The organism is Akkermansia sp. KLE1798 (assembly GCF_001580195.1).
GTDB classification, from domain to species: domain Bacteria; phylum Verrucomicrobiota; class Verrucomicrobiia; order Verrucomicrobiales; family Akkermansiaceae; genus Akkermansia; species Akkermansia biwaensis.
In genome coordinates, this window is sequence record NZ_KQ971099.1 from 44,844 (window position 1) to 63,132 (window position 18,289).

The 18,289-nt window shown below is 58.9% G+C and carries 14 protein-coding genes and 1 pseudogene; all 15 read left to right on the plus strand.

Annotation, left to right across the window (positions count from 1 at the left end; genetic code table 11):
• Positions 1-203 precede the first annotated feature (203 nt).
• The 15 genes and pseudogenes from HMPREF3039_RS12350 to HMPREF3039_RS12415 all read left to right on the plus strand — a co-directional run bounded on the left by HMPREF3039_RS12350 (position 204) and on the right by HMPREF3039_RS12415 (position 18,288).
• Entirely contained in the window at positions 204-1,178 is a 975-nt protein-coding gene (locus HMPREF3039_RS12350; protein ID WP_067952168.1) for an EpsG family protein, read from the plus strand.
• On the plus strand, positions 1,175-2,296 hold the full coding sequence (locus HMPREF3039_RS12355; protein ID WP_067572450.1) for a glycosyltransferase family 4 protein: 1,122 nt from the start codon (positions 1,175-1,177) through the stop codon (positions 2,294-2,296). Before HMPREF3039_RS12350 ends, HMPREF3039_RS12355 begins: the two co-directional genes overlap by 4 nt.
• Positions 2,297-2,322: 26 nt before the next feature.
• Entirely contained in the window at positions 2,323-2,904 is a 582-nt protein-coding gene (locus HMPREF3039_RS12360; protein ID WP_269447943.1) for a sugar transferase, read from the plus strand.
• Positions 2,901-3,134, plus strand: a pseudogene (locus tag HMPREF3039_RS14615) (serine acetyltransferase); the annotation flags it as partial. The gene HMPREF3039_RS12360 and the pseudogene HMPREF3039_RS14615, both read left to right, overlap by 4 nt.
• Before the next feature lie 435 nt (positions 3,135-3,569).
• The gene (locus tag HMPREF3039_RS14620) at positions 3,570-4,688 is read left to right on the plus strand and encodes an aminotransferase class I/II-fold pyridoxal phosphate-dependent enzyme (protein ID WP_067572616.1); all 1,119 of its coding nucleotides are present in this window, start codon (positions 3,570-3,572) and stop codon (positions 4,686-4,688) included.
• Positions 4,685-6,682, plus strand: a complete 1,998-nt coding sequence (locus HMPREF3039_RS12370; protein WP_067572454.1) for a UDP-N-acetylglucosamine 4,6-dehydratase family protein — start codon at positions 4,685-4,687, stop codon at positions 6,680-6,682. The genes HMPREF3039_RS14620 and HMPREF3039_RS12370 overlap by 4 nt, the downstream gene beginning before the upstream one ends.
• Positions 6,683-6,714: 32 nt before the next feature.
• Positions 6,715-7,500 carry a polysaccharide biosynthesis/export family protein gene (locus HMPREF3039_RS12375; protein WP_067572456.1) on the plus strand — a complete coding sequence of 262 codons (786 nt, stop codon included), beginning with the start codon at positions 6,715-6,717 and terminating at the stop codon, positions 7,498-7,500.
• Positions 7,501-7,504: 4 nt separating this feature from the next.
• Positions 7,505-9,889: a GumC family protein gene (locus HMPREF3039_RS12380; RefSeq protein WP_067572458.1), complete on the plus strand. Its 2,385-nt coding sequence runs from the start codon at positions 7,505-7,507 to the stop codon at positions 9,887-9,889.
• Between the two features lie 21 nt (positions 9,890-9,910).
• Positions 9,911-11,065 (plus strand): glycosyltransferase, encoded by a 1,155-nt coding sequence (locus tag HMPREF3039_RS12385; protein ID WP_067572460.1) that lies wholly within the window; start codon positions 9,911-9,913, stop codon positions 11,063-11,065.
• Positions 11,062-12,213: a glycosyltransferase gene (locus HMPREF3039_RS12390; protein WP_067572461.1), complete on the plus strand. Its 1,152-nt coding sequence runs from the start codon at positions 11,062-11,064 to the stop codon at positions 12,211-12,213. The genes HMPREF3039_RS12385 and HMPREF3039_RS12390 overlap by 4 nt, the downstream gene beginning before the upstream one ends.
• 5 nt (positions 12,214-12,218) lie before the next feature.
• On the plus strand, positions 12,219-13,244 hold the full coding sequence (locus HMPREF3039_RS12395) for a glycosyltransferase family 2 protein (protein WP_067572463.1): 1,026 nt from the start codon (positions 12,219-12,221) through the stop codon (positions 13,242-13,244).
• Positions 13,237-14,406 carry a polysaccharide pyruvyl transferase family protein gene (locus tag HMPREF3039_RS12400; RefSeq protein ID WP_067572465.1) on the plus strand — a complete coding sequence of 390 codons (1,170 nt, stop codon included), beginning with the start codon at positions 13,237-13,239 and terminating at the stop codon, positions 14,404-14,406. Before HMPREF3039_RS12395 ends, HMPREF3039_RS12400 begins: the two co-directional genes overlap by 8 nt.
• A complete protein-coding gene (locus HMPREF3039_RS12405) occupies positions 14,403-15,593 on the plus strand; it encodes a glycoside hydrolase family 88 protein (RefSeq protein ID WP_067572467.1) in 1,191 nt (396 codons plus the stop codon). Before HMPREF3039_RS12400 ends, HMPREF3039_RS12405 begins: the two co-directional genes overlap by 4 nt.
• Positions 15,590-17,104: a lipopolysaccharide biosynthesis protein gene (locus HMPREF3039_RS12410; RefSeq protein ID WP_067572469.1), complete on the plus strand. Its 1,515-nt coding sequence runs from the start codon at positions 15,590-15,592 to the stop codon at positions 17,102-17,104. The genes HMPREF3039_RS12405 and HMPREF3039_RS12410 overlap by 4 nt, the downstream gene beginning before the upstream one ends.
• On the plus strand, positions 17,101-18,288 hold the full coding sequence (locus HMPREF3039_RS12415) for a glycosyltransferase (protein WP_197457198.1): 1,188 nt from the start codon (positions 17,101-17,103) through the stop codon (positions 18,286-18,288). The genes HMPREF3039_RS12410 and HMPREF3039_RS12415 overlap by 4 nt, the downstream gene beginning before the upstream one ends.
• Position 18,289 lies beyond the last annotated feature (1 nt).

Here is an 18,289-nt window from a genome sequence, read left to right on the forward strand (position 1 = left end):
CGGACTGATAATCCGGTAATATTTAGGTACGGGCCTTTATTTTGTGTATGTGTTTTGAGTTTATTCCAGTTTCTTTGTACACTGCCCTGTTTAACTGGATCATTCTTTTATTAATGGCGGTCGCTGTATATCAGTCGGGAACCGGAGTGATTTATTCGGGTTCCACGGTAAAAATAAATAATTTCACAGGATTTGTCTTTGTAATGGCCCTGATCCTGTACATGGGCGCACGTCCGGTCAGCCCGGAATTCGGGGATACCATCAATTACGCCGCGGAGTTCCAGACGCTTCAGACGGAGGAAAGCGGCAACTGGATGGCCCAGGCGGCGTCCCTGCGCGGGGAATGGCTGTTTGCCGTCATTCTGCATGCTTGGGTGCAGTACGGGAATGTCCACGACTATTTTCTTTCCTGTTCTGCGGTGTACGTGGGTGCTCTGGCGTTGGCCAGCTACAGGATTTTCGGGGGGAAATGGTTCATCCCCTTTCTGACGGCTTGCGCCATGTTCACCTTCTGGGTTTACGGAGTCAACGGAATCCGCAACGGCATGGCCGCCTCCGTGATGATTCTGGGCCTGTCCTTCCGGGATAACCTCAAGTACCTGGTGCTTTTCTCCCTTCTTGCCGTCAGCCTGCACAAGTCCATGGCGCTCCTCATCGGCGCCGGAGCCTGCGCCTGGTTCCTGACGGATACGCGGTATTACGTGGCGGCGTGGCTGGCCTGCATTGTGGCGGTTATTCTGGCCGGTCCGGCCATTGGGGAAATGATTGCCTCCTCCGGCCTGTTTGACGATCCGCGCCTGACCCTCTACATCAGTTCCGCGGAGGAGGTGAAGGCGGCCAGCCCCTTTTTCAGCAGTACGGGTTTCCGCTGGGATTTCCTCCTTTACAGCGCGCTTCCCATCGTGACGGGCTGTTATTTCATCTTCAGGCAGGAGTACCGGGATGTCATGTATACGTGGCTGCTCAATATCTACATCGCGGCGAATGCGTTCTGGATTCTCTGCATGTATGCGGCGTTCAGCAACAGGTTCGCGCAGCTCTCCTGGTTCCTGATGGGATTCGTATTCATTTATCCCTTCTTCAAGCACAGGTTCTGGACGGATCAGGAAAGGAAGCTGGCCTGCTTTTTCCCGCTGATTTACGCGTTTACCTTCTACATGAATATTTACAACGCATGAGAAAGAAGCTCATCAGGATTGCGGCGGTTCCCATGTCCCTGGACCTGCTGCTCAGGGGACAGTTGAAGTACCTGAACGGGCATTTCGACGTTCTGGCCGTGGCCTCCCCCGGTGTGGAGCATGCGCGCATCCGCCGGCGCGAAGGCGTGGAGACCGTGGAGCTTGAAATAGAGCGGACGATTTCCCTGTGGAAGGATGTGAAGAGCCTGTGGCGTTTATTTGCCCTGTTCCGCAGGGAACGCCCCTGGGGCGTGCACTCCGTGACCCCCAAGGCAGGCCTTTTAAGCATGGCCGCCGCCGCCCTGGCCCGGGTTCCCGTGCGGGTGCATACGTTCACCGGGCTGATTTTCCCCTACAGGAAAGGCGCGTTTAAATTCCTGCTCAGGCAGATGGACCGCCTGACCTGCCTGTTCGCCACCCATGTTATCCCGGAAGGGGAAGGAGTCAGACAGCTTCTGATTGCGGAAAAGGTGACGGGGAAGCCCCTGGAAGTCCTGGCCTACGGCAATATCAACGGCGTTGATCTGGAGCATTTCCGGCAGTCCGGCCGCCGGGAGGGGGAAAGGGGGCGTCTCGGTCTTCCCGAAGGAGCCGTCCTGTTTGTCTTTATCGGCAGAATCACGGAAGACAAGGGCATCCGGGAATTGCTTGCCGCGTTTTCCGCATTGCGCGGGGACCGGGAGCGAGGGAAAGCTCCGGTCTTTCTGGCGCTGGTGGGCGGCCTGGAAGGCTATGTCGCGGACGATTTGGAGATGCCCGGAGTGTTCCTGCCCGGCTTTCAGGAGGACATCCGGCCCTGGCTGGAAGCCGCGGACGTTTTTGTTCTGCCCAGCTACAGGGAGGGATTTCCCAACTCTCTTCTTCAGGCAGGGGCCATGGGGCTGCCTTCCATCGCCGCGGATGTGTGCGGGTGCAATGAAATTATAGAAAACGGCGTGAACGGCCTGCTGGTGCCCGCACGGGACGGGGAGGCGCTGCGCCGGGCCATGGCCTCCCTCCGGGATGATCCGGAACGGCGGCGGCAAATGGGCGCGAAAGCAGCGGAAAATGTAAGGGGGAAATATTCCTGCCGGATGGTATGGGATGCCCTGCTCAATTTTTACGGGAGGATATCATGACATACGGGAATGGCCTCAAGCGTCTTATGGACTTTTCTCTCGCGCTGGCGGCCCTGGTGCTGCTGTCCGCTCCGTTCCTGCTGCTGGCGCTGCTGCTGGCCCTGGCCAACCGGGGGACACCGTTTTTCCGCCAGACCCGTCCGGGGCGTGGCGGCAGGCTGTTCCGCATTGTCAAATTCAAGACCATGACGGATGCCCGTGATTCCCACGGAGAACTGCTTCCGGACGAACAGCGCCTGACGCGCGCGGGGGCCCTGGTGCGTTCCCTGTCTCTGGATGAATTGCCCCAGTTGTTCAACGTTCTGGCGGGGCAAATGAGCTTCATCGGCCCCCGTCCTCTGCTGCCGGAATACCTCCCCCTGTACACGGCGGAGCAGGCGCGCCGCCACGACGTGCGGCCCGGCATTACGGGATGGGCCCAGGTGAACGGGCGCAATGCCATCGGCTGGGAACGCAAGTTTGAGCTGGATGTCTGGTATGTGGACCATTTGAGTTTCCCGCTGGATATGCGCATTATCTTTTTAACGCTGGCCAAAGTGGTCCGGCGGCAGGGCATCAGCGCGGCAGGATGCGCCACCATGGAAAAATTCACGGGTTCCGGAAAATGAAAAAGAACATAGCTATTGTAGGCGCCGGAGGATTCGGCAGGGAGACGGCCTGCTGTCTCCGGGCGATCAATGAAGCGTCGTCCGCATGGAATTTGATAGGCTTCTTTGACGACAAGGTGCCGGCGGGCACGGAAAACGAATACGGCCGGGTGCTGGGCACCGTTGAAGACCTGAACGCATGGAAGGAGCCTTTGTCCGTCGTGCTTGCGATCGCCTCCCCGGATGCGCTCAAGCGCATTTCCGGACGGCTGGACAACGCCCTGCTGGATTTTCCGAACATCGTTGCGCCGGACGTGAAGTTTTATGACCGCGGCAGTGTTTCCATGGGGAAGGGCAATGTCATCAGCTTCGGCCATGTCTTCAGCTGCCATGTGGACATGGGGGATTTCAACCTGTTCAGCTGCGGTTCCCTGATCGGGCATGACGTCGCCCTGGGCCATTGGAACGTGGTGGCCAACGGATGCAAGGTTTCCGGGGGCGTCATGCTGGGGGATTCCAATTTCCTGGGGGCCGCTTCCGTTGTGCTTCCCTGCCGGAGGGTGGAAAATCATGTGGTGCTGGGCGCCAACTCGACGCTCGTCAGGGACGCGCTGGAAGAGGGAACCTATGTGGGGTGCCCTGCCGTGCTTAAAAAATCCGCGCGTCCCGCTCCGGAGAAAAAGTCCGTGATCTGGCTGTCCCTGGCGCAGACGGGAGAGGCGGAAGAGCGGTTTGTGCGGGAAGCTTTTGAGTCCAAATGGGTTACGACGGTAGGGCCGAACGTGGACGCTTTTGAACGGGAGCTTGAAGAATACCTGGGCGAGCGGCATGTCGTGGCCCTGGCCTCCGGAACCTCCGCCCTGCATCTGGGGCTGGTGATGCTGGGCGTAGGGCCCGGGGATGAAGTGCTCTGCCAGTCCATGACGTTTGCGGCGTCCGCGAATCCCATTGTTTACCAGGGGGCTTCTCCCGTGTTTGTGGACAGTGAGGAAAAGACATGGAACATGTCTCCCGAATTTCTGGAGGAAGCCATCCGGGACCGCATCCGGCAGACCGGGCGCGCTCCCCGCGCCATCATTCCCGTGGACCTTTACGGAATGCCGGCCAGCATGGAGGAAATCATGGCGGTCGCCGGGAAATACGGCATTCCCGTGCTGGAGGACGCCGCGGAAGCGCTGGGCTCCGAGTACCGGGGGAGAAAGTGCGGCGTGTTCGGCACTTACGGCGTTTTTTCTTTCAACGGGAACAAGATCATCACCACCTCCGGCGGGGGCGCCCTGTGCTGCCCGGACGAGGAATCCCGGAACAGGGTCAAGTTTTACGCCACCCAGGCGCGGGACCAGGCGCCGCATTACGAACATTCCCACATCGGCTACAACTACCGCCTCAGCAACGTGTGCGCGGGCATAGGCCGCGGCCAGATGCTTTCCCTTCCCGCATTTCTGGAAAAGAGGCGCGGCATTCATGAGCAGTACCGGAACCGGCTTTCCGGCATTCCGGGGCTGTCCCTGCTGGAGAATCCGTCCTCCCATTACCGTTCCAACCATTGGCTGACCTGCGTACTGGTCAATCCGGAAGAAGCCCGTTTTGACCGGGAAACGCTGCGGCTGGCCCTGCAGAAAGCGGGCGTGGAAAGCCGCCCCCTCTGGAAGCCCATGCATTTGCAGCCCGTGTTCCGTTCCTGCCCGTTTTATGGCGCCGGCGTGTCGGACCGCCTGTTTGAGCAGGGGCTGTGCCTTCCCTCTGGAACCGCGCTGACCAGTGAGGATATGGAACTGATCATCAACATTATTTGCAACTTATGAACTCTGCTCCTACCAACAAGGACTACCATGTTGTCGCCCGTTTTTTCTACCACGTGCGGCATTTTCTGCTGAATGCGGATGCAAAAGCCGTATTCCTGGTGGACTGGATTTTGTCGTCATTGATTACGCTGATTGCCTGCGATTATTGCCGTTTTCTTTACAGGGGCAGCTGGCTGGTGCCCAACCTTCCCTATGTTTCTGCCATTGATATGGTGATTACGGCCCTCGTGTTCTGGCGTGTCGGAGTTTACAAGACCATGATCCGCTTTACGACCATGAGGGATCTGTTGAAGCTGATGTACGCCATTTTCCTGTCCTGCTTCCTTACCTGCGTGGCTTATTTTTCCGTCTGGACTGACTATTACCGGGTGCACTTTGCCTGCCTGCTCCTCAATTTTCTGATGACCAGCCTGGGATTGGTCGGCTACCGCATCGCATGCATCGGCGGCAGGAAATGGCTGGAAAGCTCCAAATCCAATGTCTCCGTTTCCTCCCTGAAAGCAACCTCGCGCAAGAGAGTGGTGCTGGCCGGCAAGCTGGATGCCTGCGTTCAAAAGGTCCAGCTGCTCAGAATCCTGAAAAACGACGAATTTGAGGTGGTGGGGCTGTTGAGTTCGGAGCCCAAGACGGATAGGCGGAAAATCAATGGAATACCCGTGCGCTTTGTGCAGCAGGAGTTCGATGTGGATGAAGCCATGGCGTTTTTCCAGGCGTCCACGATCGTCTTTGTGGGAAAAGAGAATTTTCTAGGGAAGAAGAAACTGGCGGACATCTGCCTGGAAAAAGGGTTCCAACTGCTCGTTTCCCACGATATGCTGTCTTCATTCCATGAATTCTCCGGTTTTTCCGTAGGGGAGGTACAAATTGAAGATTTATTGTCGAGACAGGAAATCGGAATTGATGAAGAGCTGATTTCCCAAGGCATCAAGGACATGGTGGTGATGATAACGGGAGCGGCGGGTTCCATCGGCAGTGAGCTGGTCCGGCAGATATGCCGCTTTGCTCCCCGCAAAATCGTCCTGCTGGACCACGCGGAAACGCCGCTCTGGCTGATCCGGCAGGAAATAGAAAGAACGTTTCCCGGTGTACCGCTTGCCACATCCATTACGAACGTTTCCCACCGGCGGCAGCTGGACATTTGCATGCGGCAGTACCGCCCGGACCTGATCTTCCATGCGGCCGCCTACAAGCACGTCCCCCTGATGGAGGAAAACCCGTGTACGGCCGTGGTCAACAACGTCAAGGGAACGATGCATGCCGCATCCCTGGCTGTCAAATACAAGGCCAAGCGTTTTGTCATGGTTTCCACGGACAAGGCGGTGAATCCCACCAGCGTGATGGGAGCTACCAAACGCCTCGCGGAAATATTTGTCCAAAGCCTGAACGAGGCCATGCTGAAGGAGGAAGAGGAATTGCCTACCGTCTTCATTACCACCCGTTTCGGCAACGTGCTGGGAAGCGCCGGTTCCGTCATTCCCCTGTTCAAGGAGCAGATCAAGAGAGGGGGGCCCGTCACGGTGACGCATCCTGAAATCATTCGTTATTTCATGACCATTCCCGAAGCGTGCCGGTTGATTTTACAGGCAAACGCCATGGGCGGCGGAGGTGACGTATTCGTGTTTGACATGGGGAAGCAGGTAAAAATCATGGATTTGGCTAAAAAGATGATCCGCCTTTCCGGCCTTTCCCCCATGAAGGATATCCCCATTAAAATCACCGGCTTGAGGCCGGGTGAAAAACTTTACGAAGAATTGCTTACAGGTTACGAAGGAACCCGGGAAACCGCCCACCAGCGCATCCGTATTTTCCAGACTCAGAAATATGATCTGACCAATTTGAAGCAGAGAATGGATTCCTTGGTGTTCCAGGCGGAAGCCAACAATCTGGAAGAAACGGTCCGCCTGATGAAGCAATTGATTCCGGAATACAAGAGCAACAACTCCCCCTACCAGCTGTATGACAGCGTTGAGACCTCCTTCCCCCTTTTCCAGTAACTTTTTACAATTCAATAAAATACCTGCATCCAATGAAATACCTCCATTTATTCCGCTCTCCCGCCCCATGGAACCGCCTTCTGGCGGCAGCCTCCCTGCTGCTTGCGCTTTCCGCATGCGTCCATCCCGAAGAAGTCAACTACGTCCAGAACCTGGTTCTGGACCAGGCCTCGGCCATCAACAAGGAATACAAGATCATCATCAAGAAGGACGACAGGCTGTTTATTTCCGTCAGCAGCAAGAATCCCGCGCTCGCGCAGATGTTCAACAAGGACAGCGGCAGCGTATCCAGCCCCAGGGATGACGAACGCGGCTACTTTGTGAATACGGACGGAGACATCGTCTTTCCCGTTCTGGGAAGAATCAGGGCGGTCGGCAAGACGTGCACCCAGCTTGCCGGCGACATTGAAGGGCTGATCATCAAGGAAGGCTATATCAAGGACCCCGCGGTGAGCGTGCGCCTGATGAATTTCAAGTTTTCCGTTCTTGGGGAAGTCTCCAAACCTGGGAATTATGAAATCAAGGGGGAACGGCTGACGCTGCTGGAGGCCCTGAGCAAGGCCGGCGACCTGAACATGGACGGCAACCGGGACATTTACATCATCCGGGAGGACCACGGGCAGCGCATCGCCTCCAAGGTGGACCTGCGGAACAGCGACCTGTTCCACTCCCCCTACTATTACATCCAGCAGAATGATGTGATTTATGTGACGCCCTCTGACAGAAAGATAAACACCCGGAGCGAACAGCTCCAGATTTATCCCTACCTGATCTCCGGCACCTCCATTGCCATGGTAATCCTTGCCTTCTGCATTTAATCAGATGAAATCTTCCTCCCCCAAGCCGGACTCCCTGGAGACGGAAGGCGGTGCGTCCGTCTCCCTTTTTCCCAGTCCCAGGGCACTTCTGGCCCGCATTATCCGGAACTGGTACTGGTGCCTGCTTTCCCTGTGTATCTGCCTTCCGCTGGCCTATTTGTATGCGGCGCGGCTTCCCTTCGTCTATGGAAAGGCGACGACCGTGCTCATCAAGAATGACTACCCCAAGGAATCCGTAGCCACGACGGTGCTGGCCACCTCCAACGGGATTGTCAACACGGCTTCCACCAACCTGGACAATGAAATATTCCTCCTTTCCTCCTATTCCCTGATGGAGGAAGTGGTCAGGAAGCTGAAACTGGACGTCACCTACTGGAAAAAATCCGGATTCCGGAAAGAGGAAATCTACGACCGCTCCCCCATTGCCGTCCATTTCAGCGAACGGGGGAATCCCGCGGAAGCCGGATTCCGGGTGATTCCGGTTTCCGATACGGAATTCCGTCTGGAAAGCGGTGTGAACGACTCCCGCCCCGAACGGGAAACGGGCGTCTTCGGCCGGGAAATTGAATTCTGTTCCCATACGTTCACGGTGGAGAAGACGCCCCGGTTTGACTCGCGGAGCCTGGACGCTCCCGTCATTGTCAGGAAGACCTTTATCAAAAATGCCGCCATTGCTTTGATCGGAGGCCTGACCGTCAACAAGGCCAGCGGAAAGACCAACCTGATCAACATTTCCGTGCGCTGCAACAATCCGGTGAAGGCGGAAAACGTTCTCCACAACCTTGTCCGGTTTTACAATGAAGCATCCCTGGATGAAAAGAAGAAGAGGGGAATGAACACGGACAAGTTCATTGAAGAACGTCTGGGCGTGATCAATGAGGAAATGGGGGAAAATGATCTGGCCATAGAGAATTTGAAGAAGGAGAGCAATATCCTGACAGACTTGTCCACCGCCCTGACGGAAGAGTATGAAAACAGCCTCAACGACAAGAAGGACCTGCGGGAACTGACTCTTGAAATCAAGTCCATCGAGTACCTGAAGGAATATCTGGAAAAGGAAGCCGAATTCGATTCCCGGCTGGTGCCTATCAACTCAAAGATCGCGGACATGGGCATCCGCGACCAGATCGGCGTTTTTAACGATACCCTGCTGAAGAAGACGAGCCTGAAAGTGAATGCCGGCGACAACAACCCGATTGTCCGCGAACTGGAGGCGAATCTGGCTTCCCTCAAGGATGCCCTGAAACGCTCTGTGAATAACTATTACACCTCATTGCTGGTCAAAAAGAAAAATGTGGAGGAACAGCATGAAGGAACCCGGGCGCATATCCGGGCCGTTTCCGGGAAGGAGCGCGCCGTCAACCAGATTGCCCGGGAACAGCGCGTGCGGGAATCCCTGTACATTTTCCTGCTCAACAAGCGGGAGGAAAATTCCCTGGCCCTGGCGGCCACGGAGGACAATGCCAGAATTGTGGACGCCGTGCGCGGAGGGGACGGCCCCCTGGCCCCCAACGTGCCCAAGATTCTGCTGGTGGGTTTCCTCGTGGGGCTGGCCGTTCCCGTTCTGGGATGCGTGATTGCCGCCATGATGGATTCCCGCGTGAAGCGCAGGGAGGAAATAGAATCCCTGACGGACATTCCTGTTTACGGAGTGCTCCCACGCAAGCCCAGGAAGCTGAAAAACCAGGAAATCGTGGTGAATCTGGAAGAGCCTTCGGAATTGTCGGAAAGCTTCCCTCTTCTTGCCGAACGCCTGGTCTCCCTGGCGGATGAAAACGGCCCCGGCGGTTTCAGCATTCTGCTGACGTCTTCATGCCCCGGAGAGGGGAAGACCTATCTGGCCGTCAATCTGGCCCTGTCCCTTGCCGTGGCCGGAAAGAAGGTCCTCCTGATGGACATGGACCTGAGGAAGGGAACGCTCAGCTCCCTGCTGGGAGGGGAAGGGAAGCCCGGAACAGGGGACCTGGACCGCGTCGGGGAAGGCGGATGGCGCTCCCTGCTGGAGAAATCCTCCGTTTCCGATCATTTGGACTATCTCTTTGCCGGAACCCTGCCGGACCATCCGTCCCGGCTTCTGCTGCATGACCGTGTCCGGGAGCTGATGAAGGAATTGAAGGAGCACTACGACTTCATCTTCATGGACTGCGTTCCCTACGCCTCCCTGGCGGATGCGCGCATCGCCGCCAGGCTGGCGGACGCCACGCTGTACGTCATGCGGGCCGGATGCGTGAAGAAGCGCGACCTGTCCTCCCTGCAAAAGACGTGGAAGAGCGGGGAATTGAAGCGCATGGGCATCGTCCTGTGCGATGTGGAGAACCGTTCCCGTCCCTCCCGGAAATATGCCATGTACAGGAGTTTTGACACTTCCTCCCCGTGTCCGGGAAAATGACCCTGCCTGAAAACCATCCTCATGTCCGGTTCGCGTCTCAACGTTTTGTTTCTGGTGGAATCCCTCGCGGGGGGAGGGGCTGAAAAAGTCCTTTCCGGCCTGGTGCGCGGATTGGACCGGGACAAATTCGACGTCACGGTGTGCGCCGTCGTGGACTGCGGACAGTACCGGGATGAAGTGCGGAAGCACGCCCGCTACCGCTTCATCGTGGGCGGCCGGGGCTGGCTTTACCGGTTGAAGTACGCGCTGGTGTACCGTTTTTTGCCCGCCGGGTGGATTTACAAATGGTTCATTGCCGGGGATTACGATGTGGAGGCGGCCTTTACGGAAGGCCTGCCTACCCGCCTGCTGGCGGCCGCGCCTGCGGGAAAGCGCGGAAAGGCCGGGAAGACCAGGAAAATAGCCTGGGTGCATGTGGACCTGGAAGCCAGGCCCTGGACACAAGGGGTGGTATTCCGGTCGCTGGACGAGGAAAAAAGGGCTTATGGCCGTTTTTACGCGGTGGCGCATGTGTCGCGGACGGTGAAGGAGGCTTTTGAAAGGCGTTTCGGAACGCATCCCGGCTCCGTCGTCCTGCACAATCCGGTGGACCGGGACGAGGTGCTGGCCAAAGCCGCCGCCGTGGCGGAAGTGCCTGGAAAAAAGTGTTTCAGGATTGTTTCCGCCGGGCGGCTGGAGGAACAGAAGGGATTTGACAGGCTTGTCCGCGCTCTTGCCCGGCTGAAGGAGCGGGGCCGGGCAGCGGAATTGGTTCTTCTTGGAGAAGGAAGTCTCAGAAGCGGTCTGGAACGGCTGGCTGCCGGGCTGGGAGTTTCGGAATCCCTGCTGATGCCCGGTTTTATGGAAAATCCCTACCCGTGGATGGCGGGGGCGGACCTGTTCGTGTGCAGTTCCCGCAGCGAGGGAATGAGTACCGTCGTGACGGAAGCCCTCATTCTGGGCGTACCCGTTCTGGCGGTGGAATGCTCCGGCATCGAGGAACAACTGGGAATGGGCAGGTTTGGCCGCATGGTGGATAATGACGACGAGGCGCTGGCCCGTGCGCTGGAAGACTTCGTGTCCGGCAGGGAATCGTGTGCGGAATGGCGGGAAAAGGCGGCTTTGGGAGGCCGGCAGGTGGCCTACGCGGGCGCCGTCCGGGAGGTGGAACGTCTGCTGGAAGGGGTGGAGAGATGAAAAAAAGAATCGTGTTTTTCGTCAACAGCCTGACGGGCGGTGGCGCGGAAAAAGTCCTGCAAACCCTGCTGAACCGCTGGGAAGGGCGCGGGTGGGATATTTCCGTCTATTGCCTGAAAAAGGAGGACGTGCCGCCCGGTTATCCCCGGAACATTGCCTTCCGCTTTCTGCTTGATTCCCTGCGGAAGGGGGACGGGTTTTGGACGCGCCTGAAAGTCAAGGCGGGGAACAAGCTGAAGCTGCTGGTTTACAGGCATTGCCCTCCGTCGGTCTTTTACCGCATGTTTGTCCGCGGAACCTATGATGTGGAGGCGGCCTTCATTGAAGGTTACGCCACCAGGATTGCCAGCGGCTCCCCCAATCCGGACAGCCGGAAGCTGGCATGGGTGCATATCGACCTCGCCGCCAACCACTGGACGCTGCCGGCCTACAGGAATGCGGAAGAGGAAAAACGGGCCTACCGGCGGTTTGATACGGTGGTTTCCGTTTCCCGTGATGTTCGGGAATCCGTGGTGGCCCTGGCCGGTCCCCTGCGCGATGCCAGGGTTCTTTACAATCCGATCGATGCGCAGGCCATCAGGGAAAAATCCGCGGAATTCGTGCCGCAGCGTCCGGAGGGGAAGATGCTTTTCTGTGCCTCCGGCCGTCTTGTCCGCCAGAAGGGATTCGACCGTCTGGCGGAAGCGTGCCGCCATCTGGCGCAGGCGGGGTTCTCCTTCCATCTCTGGATTCTGGGAGAAGGGCCGGAGGGCCGGAAGCTGAAGGCCCTGGCCGGGGAGTGGGGCTTGCAGGACAGGATCACATTCCTGGGCCATCGGGAAAATCCGTATCCCTATATGCGGGCGGCGGACTGGATGGTATGTTCTTCCCGCAGCGAGGGGCATTCCACCGTCATTTCGGAAAGCCTGGTTCTCGGTATTCCCGTGGTTTCCACCCTGTGTTCCGGCGTCCGGGAGCAATTGGGGGACGGGGAATTCGGGCTGGTTGCCGGCAATAATACGCAGGACCTGCTCCGCGCTCTGGAAGATATCCTGACGGGAAGGGCCGACCGCCGGGAGTATGGCAAACGGGCTCTCCGCGGAGGCAGCCGTTTTGATCTGGACGGACGGATGAGTGCCCTGGAAGGGCTTTTTGAAACAACCCATTGAATCGCATGTCTTTTGTCTCCGTTATCATTCCTGTTTTCAATGCCGGGCATTTTCTGGAAGAATGTGTGGATTCCGTCCTTCGGCAGACCCTGACGGATTTTGACGTCTGCCTGGTGGATGACGGTTCCACGGACGGGAGCGGCATCCTGTGCGATGCCCTGGCCACCCGGCATGAGAGGATCCATGCGGTTCACATGGGGAGGAACAGGGGCGTATCCGCGGCGAGGAACCGCGGCATTGAAGAAACGGAGGGCTCGTGGCTGTGCTTTGTTGACGGGGATGACCGGGTGGAGCCCGCGTGCCTGCGGACTCTGGCCGCCGCCGTGGAAGACGGGGAATGCGATCTGGCCGTCGCCGGGCTGCGTTCCGTGCGTGCCGGCGGAAAGGACGTGCTTACGGTGCCCGTGCCGGTGGAACTGGAGGCCGTCCCCGGAAGGGAGGAGGAGTGGGTGCGCCTGTTCCGTACCTTCCTGCTTTTCGGGCCCGTTGCCAAGCTGTACCGCAGGGAGCTGGTGGACAGGTATTCCATCCGCTTTCCGGAAGGCGTCTCCTACGGGGAGGACCTGGAATTCAACATGGCCTACCTGAAGCACATCAGGCGGCTGAGGACGGTGGACAAGGCTGTTTATTTCTACCGCAGGGCGGAAAAGGGCACTCTGTCCACACGGTTCGTTCCGGAAAAATTTGAATGGATTGCCGGGCAGTTCAGGATGGTCCGGCAATATTTCCGCGACCAGGGGCTTCAGGGCGGCCTCGTGGAGAATTACCTGGCGTCCCGGTGGTGGGGAATGGTGTATGATTCCCTGTTTGAAATTTACCGTTTCAAGGAGTGCCGCGGCGTGAAGGACCGCTTCAAGGCCGTCCGCAGTATTCTGAAAGTTCCGGAAAACGCGTTGCTGCGCGCCCATCCCGGCGCATTTCCCTGTCCGGAATGGATGAAAGTCTGCCTCTTTCTTCGTCTCCCCTTCTGCCTGTTCCTGCTCCTGGAAGGGGCGTACGCCGGGAAAAAATCATCAGACGGCCATGCGTAAAATTCTTCTATATCCTCACGGCGGCAGCGGCAATCACGGGTGCGAGGCGATTGTCAGGTCCACCATGCTGCTGCTGCGTCCTGAAAAGGGCAGCCTTGTTTCCTCCGCCTGCGGGCAGGACGTCCGGTACGGCCTGGACCGCCTGGTGCGCGTTCTGCCGGAACGGCGCCCCATCCGGAGGCTTTCCCCAGCCTGGGCTGCGGCGTGGATGCGGCTGCACGTACTGGGGGTGAAGGACGCGTTTGACCGGATTGCCTTCGGCGGCATTGTGAAGGAGGCTGGGGATGCGGACCTGGCCCTGTGCGGCGGAGGGGACAATTACTGCTACGGGGAACCCGTCCATATCTACCTCCAGAACGAATTGCTCCGGAAGGCCGGCGTTCCCGTGGTTCTGTGGGGCTGTTCCCTGGAAAGGGAGGACATGGAGGGCAGGATGCTGGAGGACCTCGGGGCGTTTGACCTGATTGTGGCGCGGGAGTCCCTCACGTACGACGCCCTGCGGGAATGCGGCCTTTCCCGCGTGGTTCTGTATCCGGACCCGGCGTTTGCCCTGCCGGCCAACGAGGTGGAAGTTCCGGAGGGCTGGAAGGAGGGGAACATGGCCGGAATCAATGTCAGCCCCATGGTCATCGGGCACGAGGGGAGGCCCGGAGCCGTGATGGAAAATTATTCCCGGCTTGTCGAATGGCTGCTGGAAAATACGGAAATGAACGTGGCGCTGATTCCCCATGTGGTGTGGGCCGGAAATGACGACCGCAGGCCTCTGGCGGAACTGCACGGGCGTTTCCGCCATACGGGCAGGGTGGTCATGATTGAAGACGCCCCCTGCGGGGATTTGAAGGGGTATATTTCCAGGTGCCGGTTCCTGGTGGCCGCCCGTACGCATGCGTCCATCGCCGCTTATTCCACGGGCGTTCCCGCGCTGGTGGCGGGGTATTCCGTCAAGGCGCGCGGGATTGCCCGCGACCTGTTCGGAACGGAGGAAGGGCACGTGGTTCCGGTGCAGTCGCTGGACGGCCCGGATGAGTTGCGGAACGCCTTTGTCCGGATGATGGAAAGGGAAAAGGAAATCAAGGAGGCATACGGGAAAGTGCTTCCCGCGTATCTGGAACGGCTGCGCGGCTGCCGGAAAGAATTTGAATCCCTGGTGAAACGGTCATGACTCTTTATGTTTCCATTCTTTCCGTAGCGGCGGTTGTTGCGGCAGCGGCGGCCTGTGTGGACGCGTGGCGTTTCCTGGGAACCTGGACGGGCCGTATCCGCATCGGCCGCTGGCGGGACCGCCGCGCATGGCAGGATGCCTTGGCCCGGAAGGCCGCGGCATGGATGAAGCGCATGCCCCCGGTCCCCAAGAAGGACCAGGGAAGGCTTGTCCTCTGGGACATGCTGCGGGGAGCGTATGCGGACGCCGCCATTCAGGGCTGGCAGCTTGCCGGGCTGTCCCTGGGCCTGAATGCCTATGCCGGAGACCGGAATGACGGGAATTTGAGGGAAAAACTGCGGGGCGTCCTCGGCAGGCATGAACTGGTCGTGAACTATCTGGAGCGGGAAAATCCCGGGACATGGGAAGTGGACAGGATGCTGCTGGATTATGCCGTGCTGGAAGCCGGATGCGGCGTGGAGGAGCGGCTGGTGGAAAAATCCTTGGCTTTTCTGGAATCCCTGAAGACGGAGGCGGGTACGCTGGCTTACAGGCGCGGGCAGTCCGCCGTCCGCTACGTGGACACCATCGGCCTGGCCTGCCCATTGGCGGCGGCCTGCGCGGCGCGCACGGGGCGGGAGGAAGACTGGAACCTTGCGGCAAGGCAGGTGGAGGAATACGATGCGGCCCTTCTGGCCGGGTCCTCTTTTCCGGCCCACGGGTTTGAGATGGACCGCGGCTATCCCCTGGGGCTGTACGACTGGTCGCGCGGCATCGGCTGGTATGCGCTGGGGTTGTGCGAACTGTACCGCCTGATGGAAGCCCACGGACGCCCGGAGGCGGCCGGGATGGCGAAGCGCATTTTGTCCCTGTCCCGCGAACTTCTGCCCCTCCGCAAGCGGAACGGCGGATTCGGGTGGATGGTCGCCAGGCCGGAATCCGTCTTTGAATCTTCCGGAACCGCCCTGATGGGCCTGCTGATGCTGACAGCCTACCATATTTCCGGGGAGTCCTGTTTTCTGGATGCCGCCTTTGGGGCGGAAAAGACCCTGATGGGGGTGACGCGCCGCGGCGGAGCGCTGGACATGTGCCAGGGGGATACCAAGGGAATCGGCATGTATTCGGACGTCTGGGGCCTCATGCCCTTCGCCCAGGGAATGGCTCTGCGCCTGAGCGTGGAACTCAACAGGGAGGAAGGGGAAGGATGAGAACGCTGAATTCCGGCAAAAACTTTCTGGTAACCGTCAGCCTGATGGTCACGATGACCCTGCTGGGATTCGTGACGCGCAAGCTTTTCGTCAATGAAATCGGCGTGGAATACCTGGGCCTCAACGGGCTGCTGACCAACATCCTGGCGGCGGTCACCCTGCTGGAATCCGGCTTTGGAACCAGTGTGGTGTTCCATCTTTACAAGCCTCTGGCTGAAAACGACCAGCCCCGTATTCTCGCCCTGCTTCAATTCTACCGCAAGGTGTACCGCCTCATTGCGGCGGCCGTGTTCTTCCTGTGCCTGTGCCTGTACCCCTTCCTGGGGTGCTTCATCAGGAACGGGGACCATCTGGACTACCTGACGCTGGTTTACTTCATCTTCGTCTTCAATTCCATCCTGCCGTACCTGACGGCGTACAAGAATTCCCTGATCAACGCGGACCAGAAAAACTACCGGCTGGGGACCATCAATTTTGTTTACCAGGTGGGCCTGAACCTGTCCAAGCTGGGCATCCTGTACTATACGGGCAACTACATCCTGTACCTGGTGGTGGAATCCCTGTTTCTGGCGGGATTCAATGTGGCCATGGTGCGGAAGGTGGACGCGCTTTACCCCTATGTGAAAAGCCGCATGGCCCATGCGGTGGACGCCGTGACGAAGAGCCAGATCGTCGTCAACGTCAAGGCGCTTTTCCTGCACAGCGTGGGGGGCTACTTCATGCATTCCACCAGCAACATCGTCATTTCCAGCTTCGTGGGGCTGGCGGCGGTGGGCTTTTATTCCAACTACATGCTCGTGGTCGGGACGATTTCCACCTTCATCATGCAGGTGATCAACAGCATGGCGGAAAGCGTGGGCAACCTGATCGCCAGCGAGGACAGGGCGCACGTGTATGAAATCTTCAAAAGGGTTTTCCTGATCAACTTCCTGGTGTCCGGCGTGGCTTCCGTCGTCCTGCTGAACACGCTGAATCCCTTCATCGGCTGGTGGCTGGGGGACGGGTACATTCTGCCTGGGGCCGTTTCCTTCGTGATTATCCTGAATTTCTTCGTGGTGGGCATGCGCCGCTCCGCCATGGTGTTCAAGACCAAGGCGGGCATCTTCCACCAGGACCGCTATTCCCCGCTTCTCCAGGGGGTGATCAACGTCGTCCTGGCCGTGACACTGGTGCAGTGGTGGGGGATAGCGGGCGTTCTGCTGGCGGCCACGCTCAGCCTTCTTTCCATCGGCGTCTGGCAGTTCCCGCGGCTGGTGTACAGGCATGTGTTCCACCAGCCCTTGAGGAAATACTTCCTGGCGTACGGGCAATACGTGCTGCTTGCGGCGGCGGGCTACGCCCTCACCTATCCCCTCTGTTCCCGGTCCTGGTTTGCCTCCCCGCTGGCCGACCTGTTCCTGTGGGGGGCCATTTCCGTCGTCGTTCCCCTAGGGCTCTGCACAGCCGTCCTGTTCAGGACGGCGCCCTTCCGGGGACTGTTGATTCACGTGCGCAGGCTGGCATGCAGATGAAGCGTATTTTCATAGCTATTCAATACATGGAACTGGGGGGCGCGGAGCGTGCCCTGCTGGGGTTGCTGGAGGCGCTGGACACCTCCCGTTTCCGGGTTGACCTGTTCGTTTACAGGCATTCCGGGGATTTGATGCCGCTGATTCCGGAAAAAGTGAACCTGCTGCCGGAGCTCCCGGCCTACCGGGCGCTGTCCCGGCCCCTGAAGGATATTCTGGCGGAAGGCAGGCTGGGAATTTTCTGCGCCCGGCTGTGGGCCAAATGGCGGTCCGCGCGGTTTGGAAAAAGGCTGAACGGGCTGGAAAATTATGCCGTGTTCGATGACGCCGCCGCGGCTGCGGCCCCTTTCCTGCCTTCCCTGAAAAAGCTGGGAATGTACGATTTGGCGGTCAGTTTCCTGACGCCCCACCGCATCGTCAGGGACAAGGTGCTGGCCCGCAGGAAAGTTGCCTGGATTCATACGGACTATTCCTCCATCGGCATCAATGCGGAATGCGAACTCCCGGTATGGAGCAGTTACGACCGCATCGTCTCCATTTCCCCGGAGGCGGGGAAGGGTTTTCTGTCCCGGTTTCCGGAGCTGGAAGACAGGCTGCTGCTGATGGAGAACATCGTTTCCCCACGGGGGGTGCGGGAACAGGCTGCGCTGGAAGACGTTTCCGCCGTGATGGAAGGCTCCCCGTGCCTGTGCACGGTGGGAAGGTTTTCCCATGCCAAGGGCATGGACCGCGCCGTCAGGATAGCCGCCCGCCTGGTGGAGATGGGGATGAAAGGCCTGCGGTGGTATCTGGCAGGCTACGGGGACGAGGCCTCCCTGCGGCGGGAGATTGCCGCGCATGGGATGGAGGAACACGTCGTTATCCTGGGAAAAAAGGCCAACCCCTATCCTTATATGGCCGCCTGCGGCCTGTATGTGCAGCCGTCCCGCTATGAAGGGAAGGCCGTGGCGGTGAGGGAGGCGCAGATTCTGGGGCGTCCCGTAGCCATCACGCGTTTTCCCACGGCTTCCGGCCATCTGGAGGACGGCGTGGACGGAGTCATTGTCCCGAACGATGAAGAGGGTGCCGCGCAGGCCCTGTTCTCCCTGCTGCATGATCCCGCCCGCCTGGAAAGCCTGGCGGCGGCATGCCGCGCGCGGGACTACGGCAACCGTGATGAAATCCTGAAACTGGAGGCGCTGGTCTGAA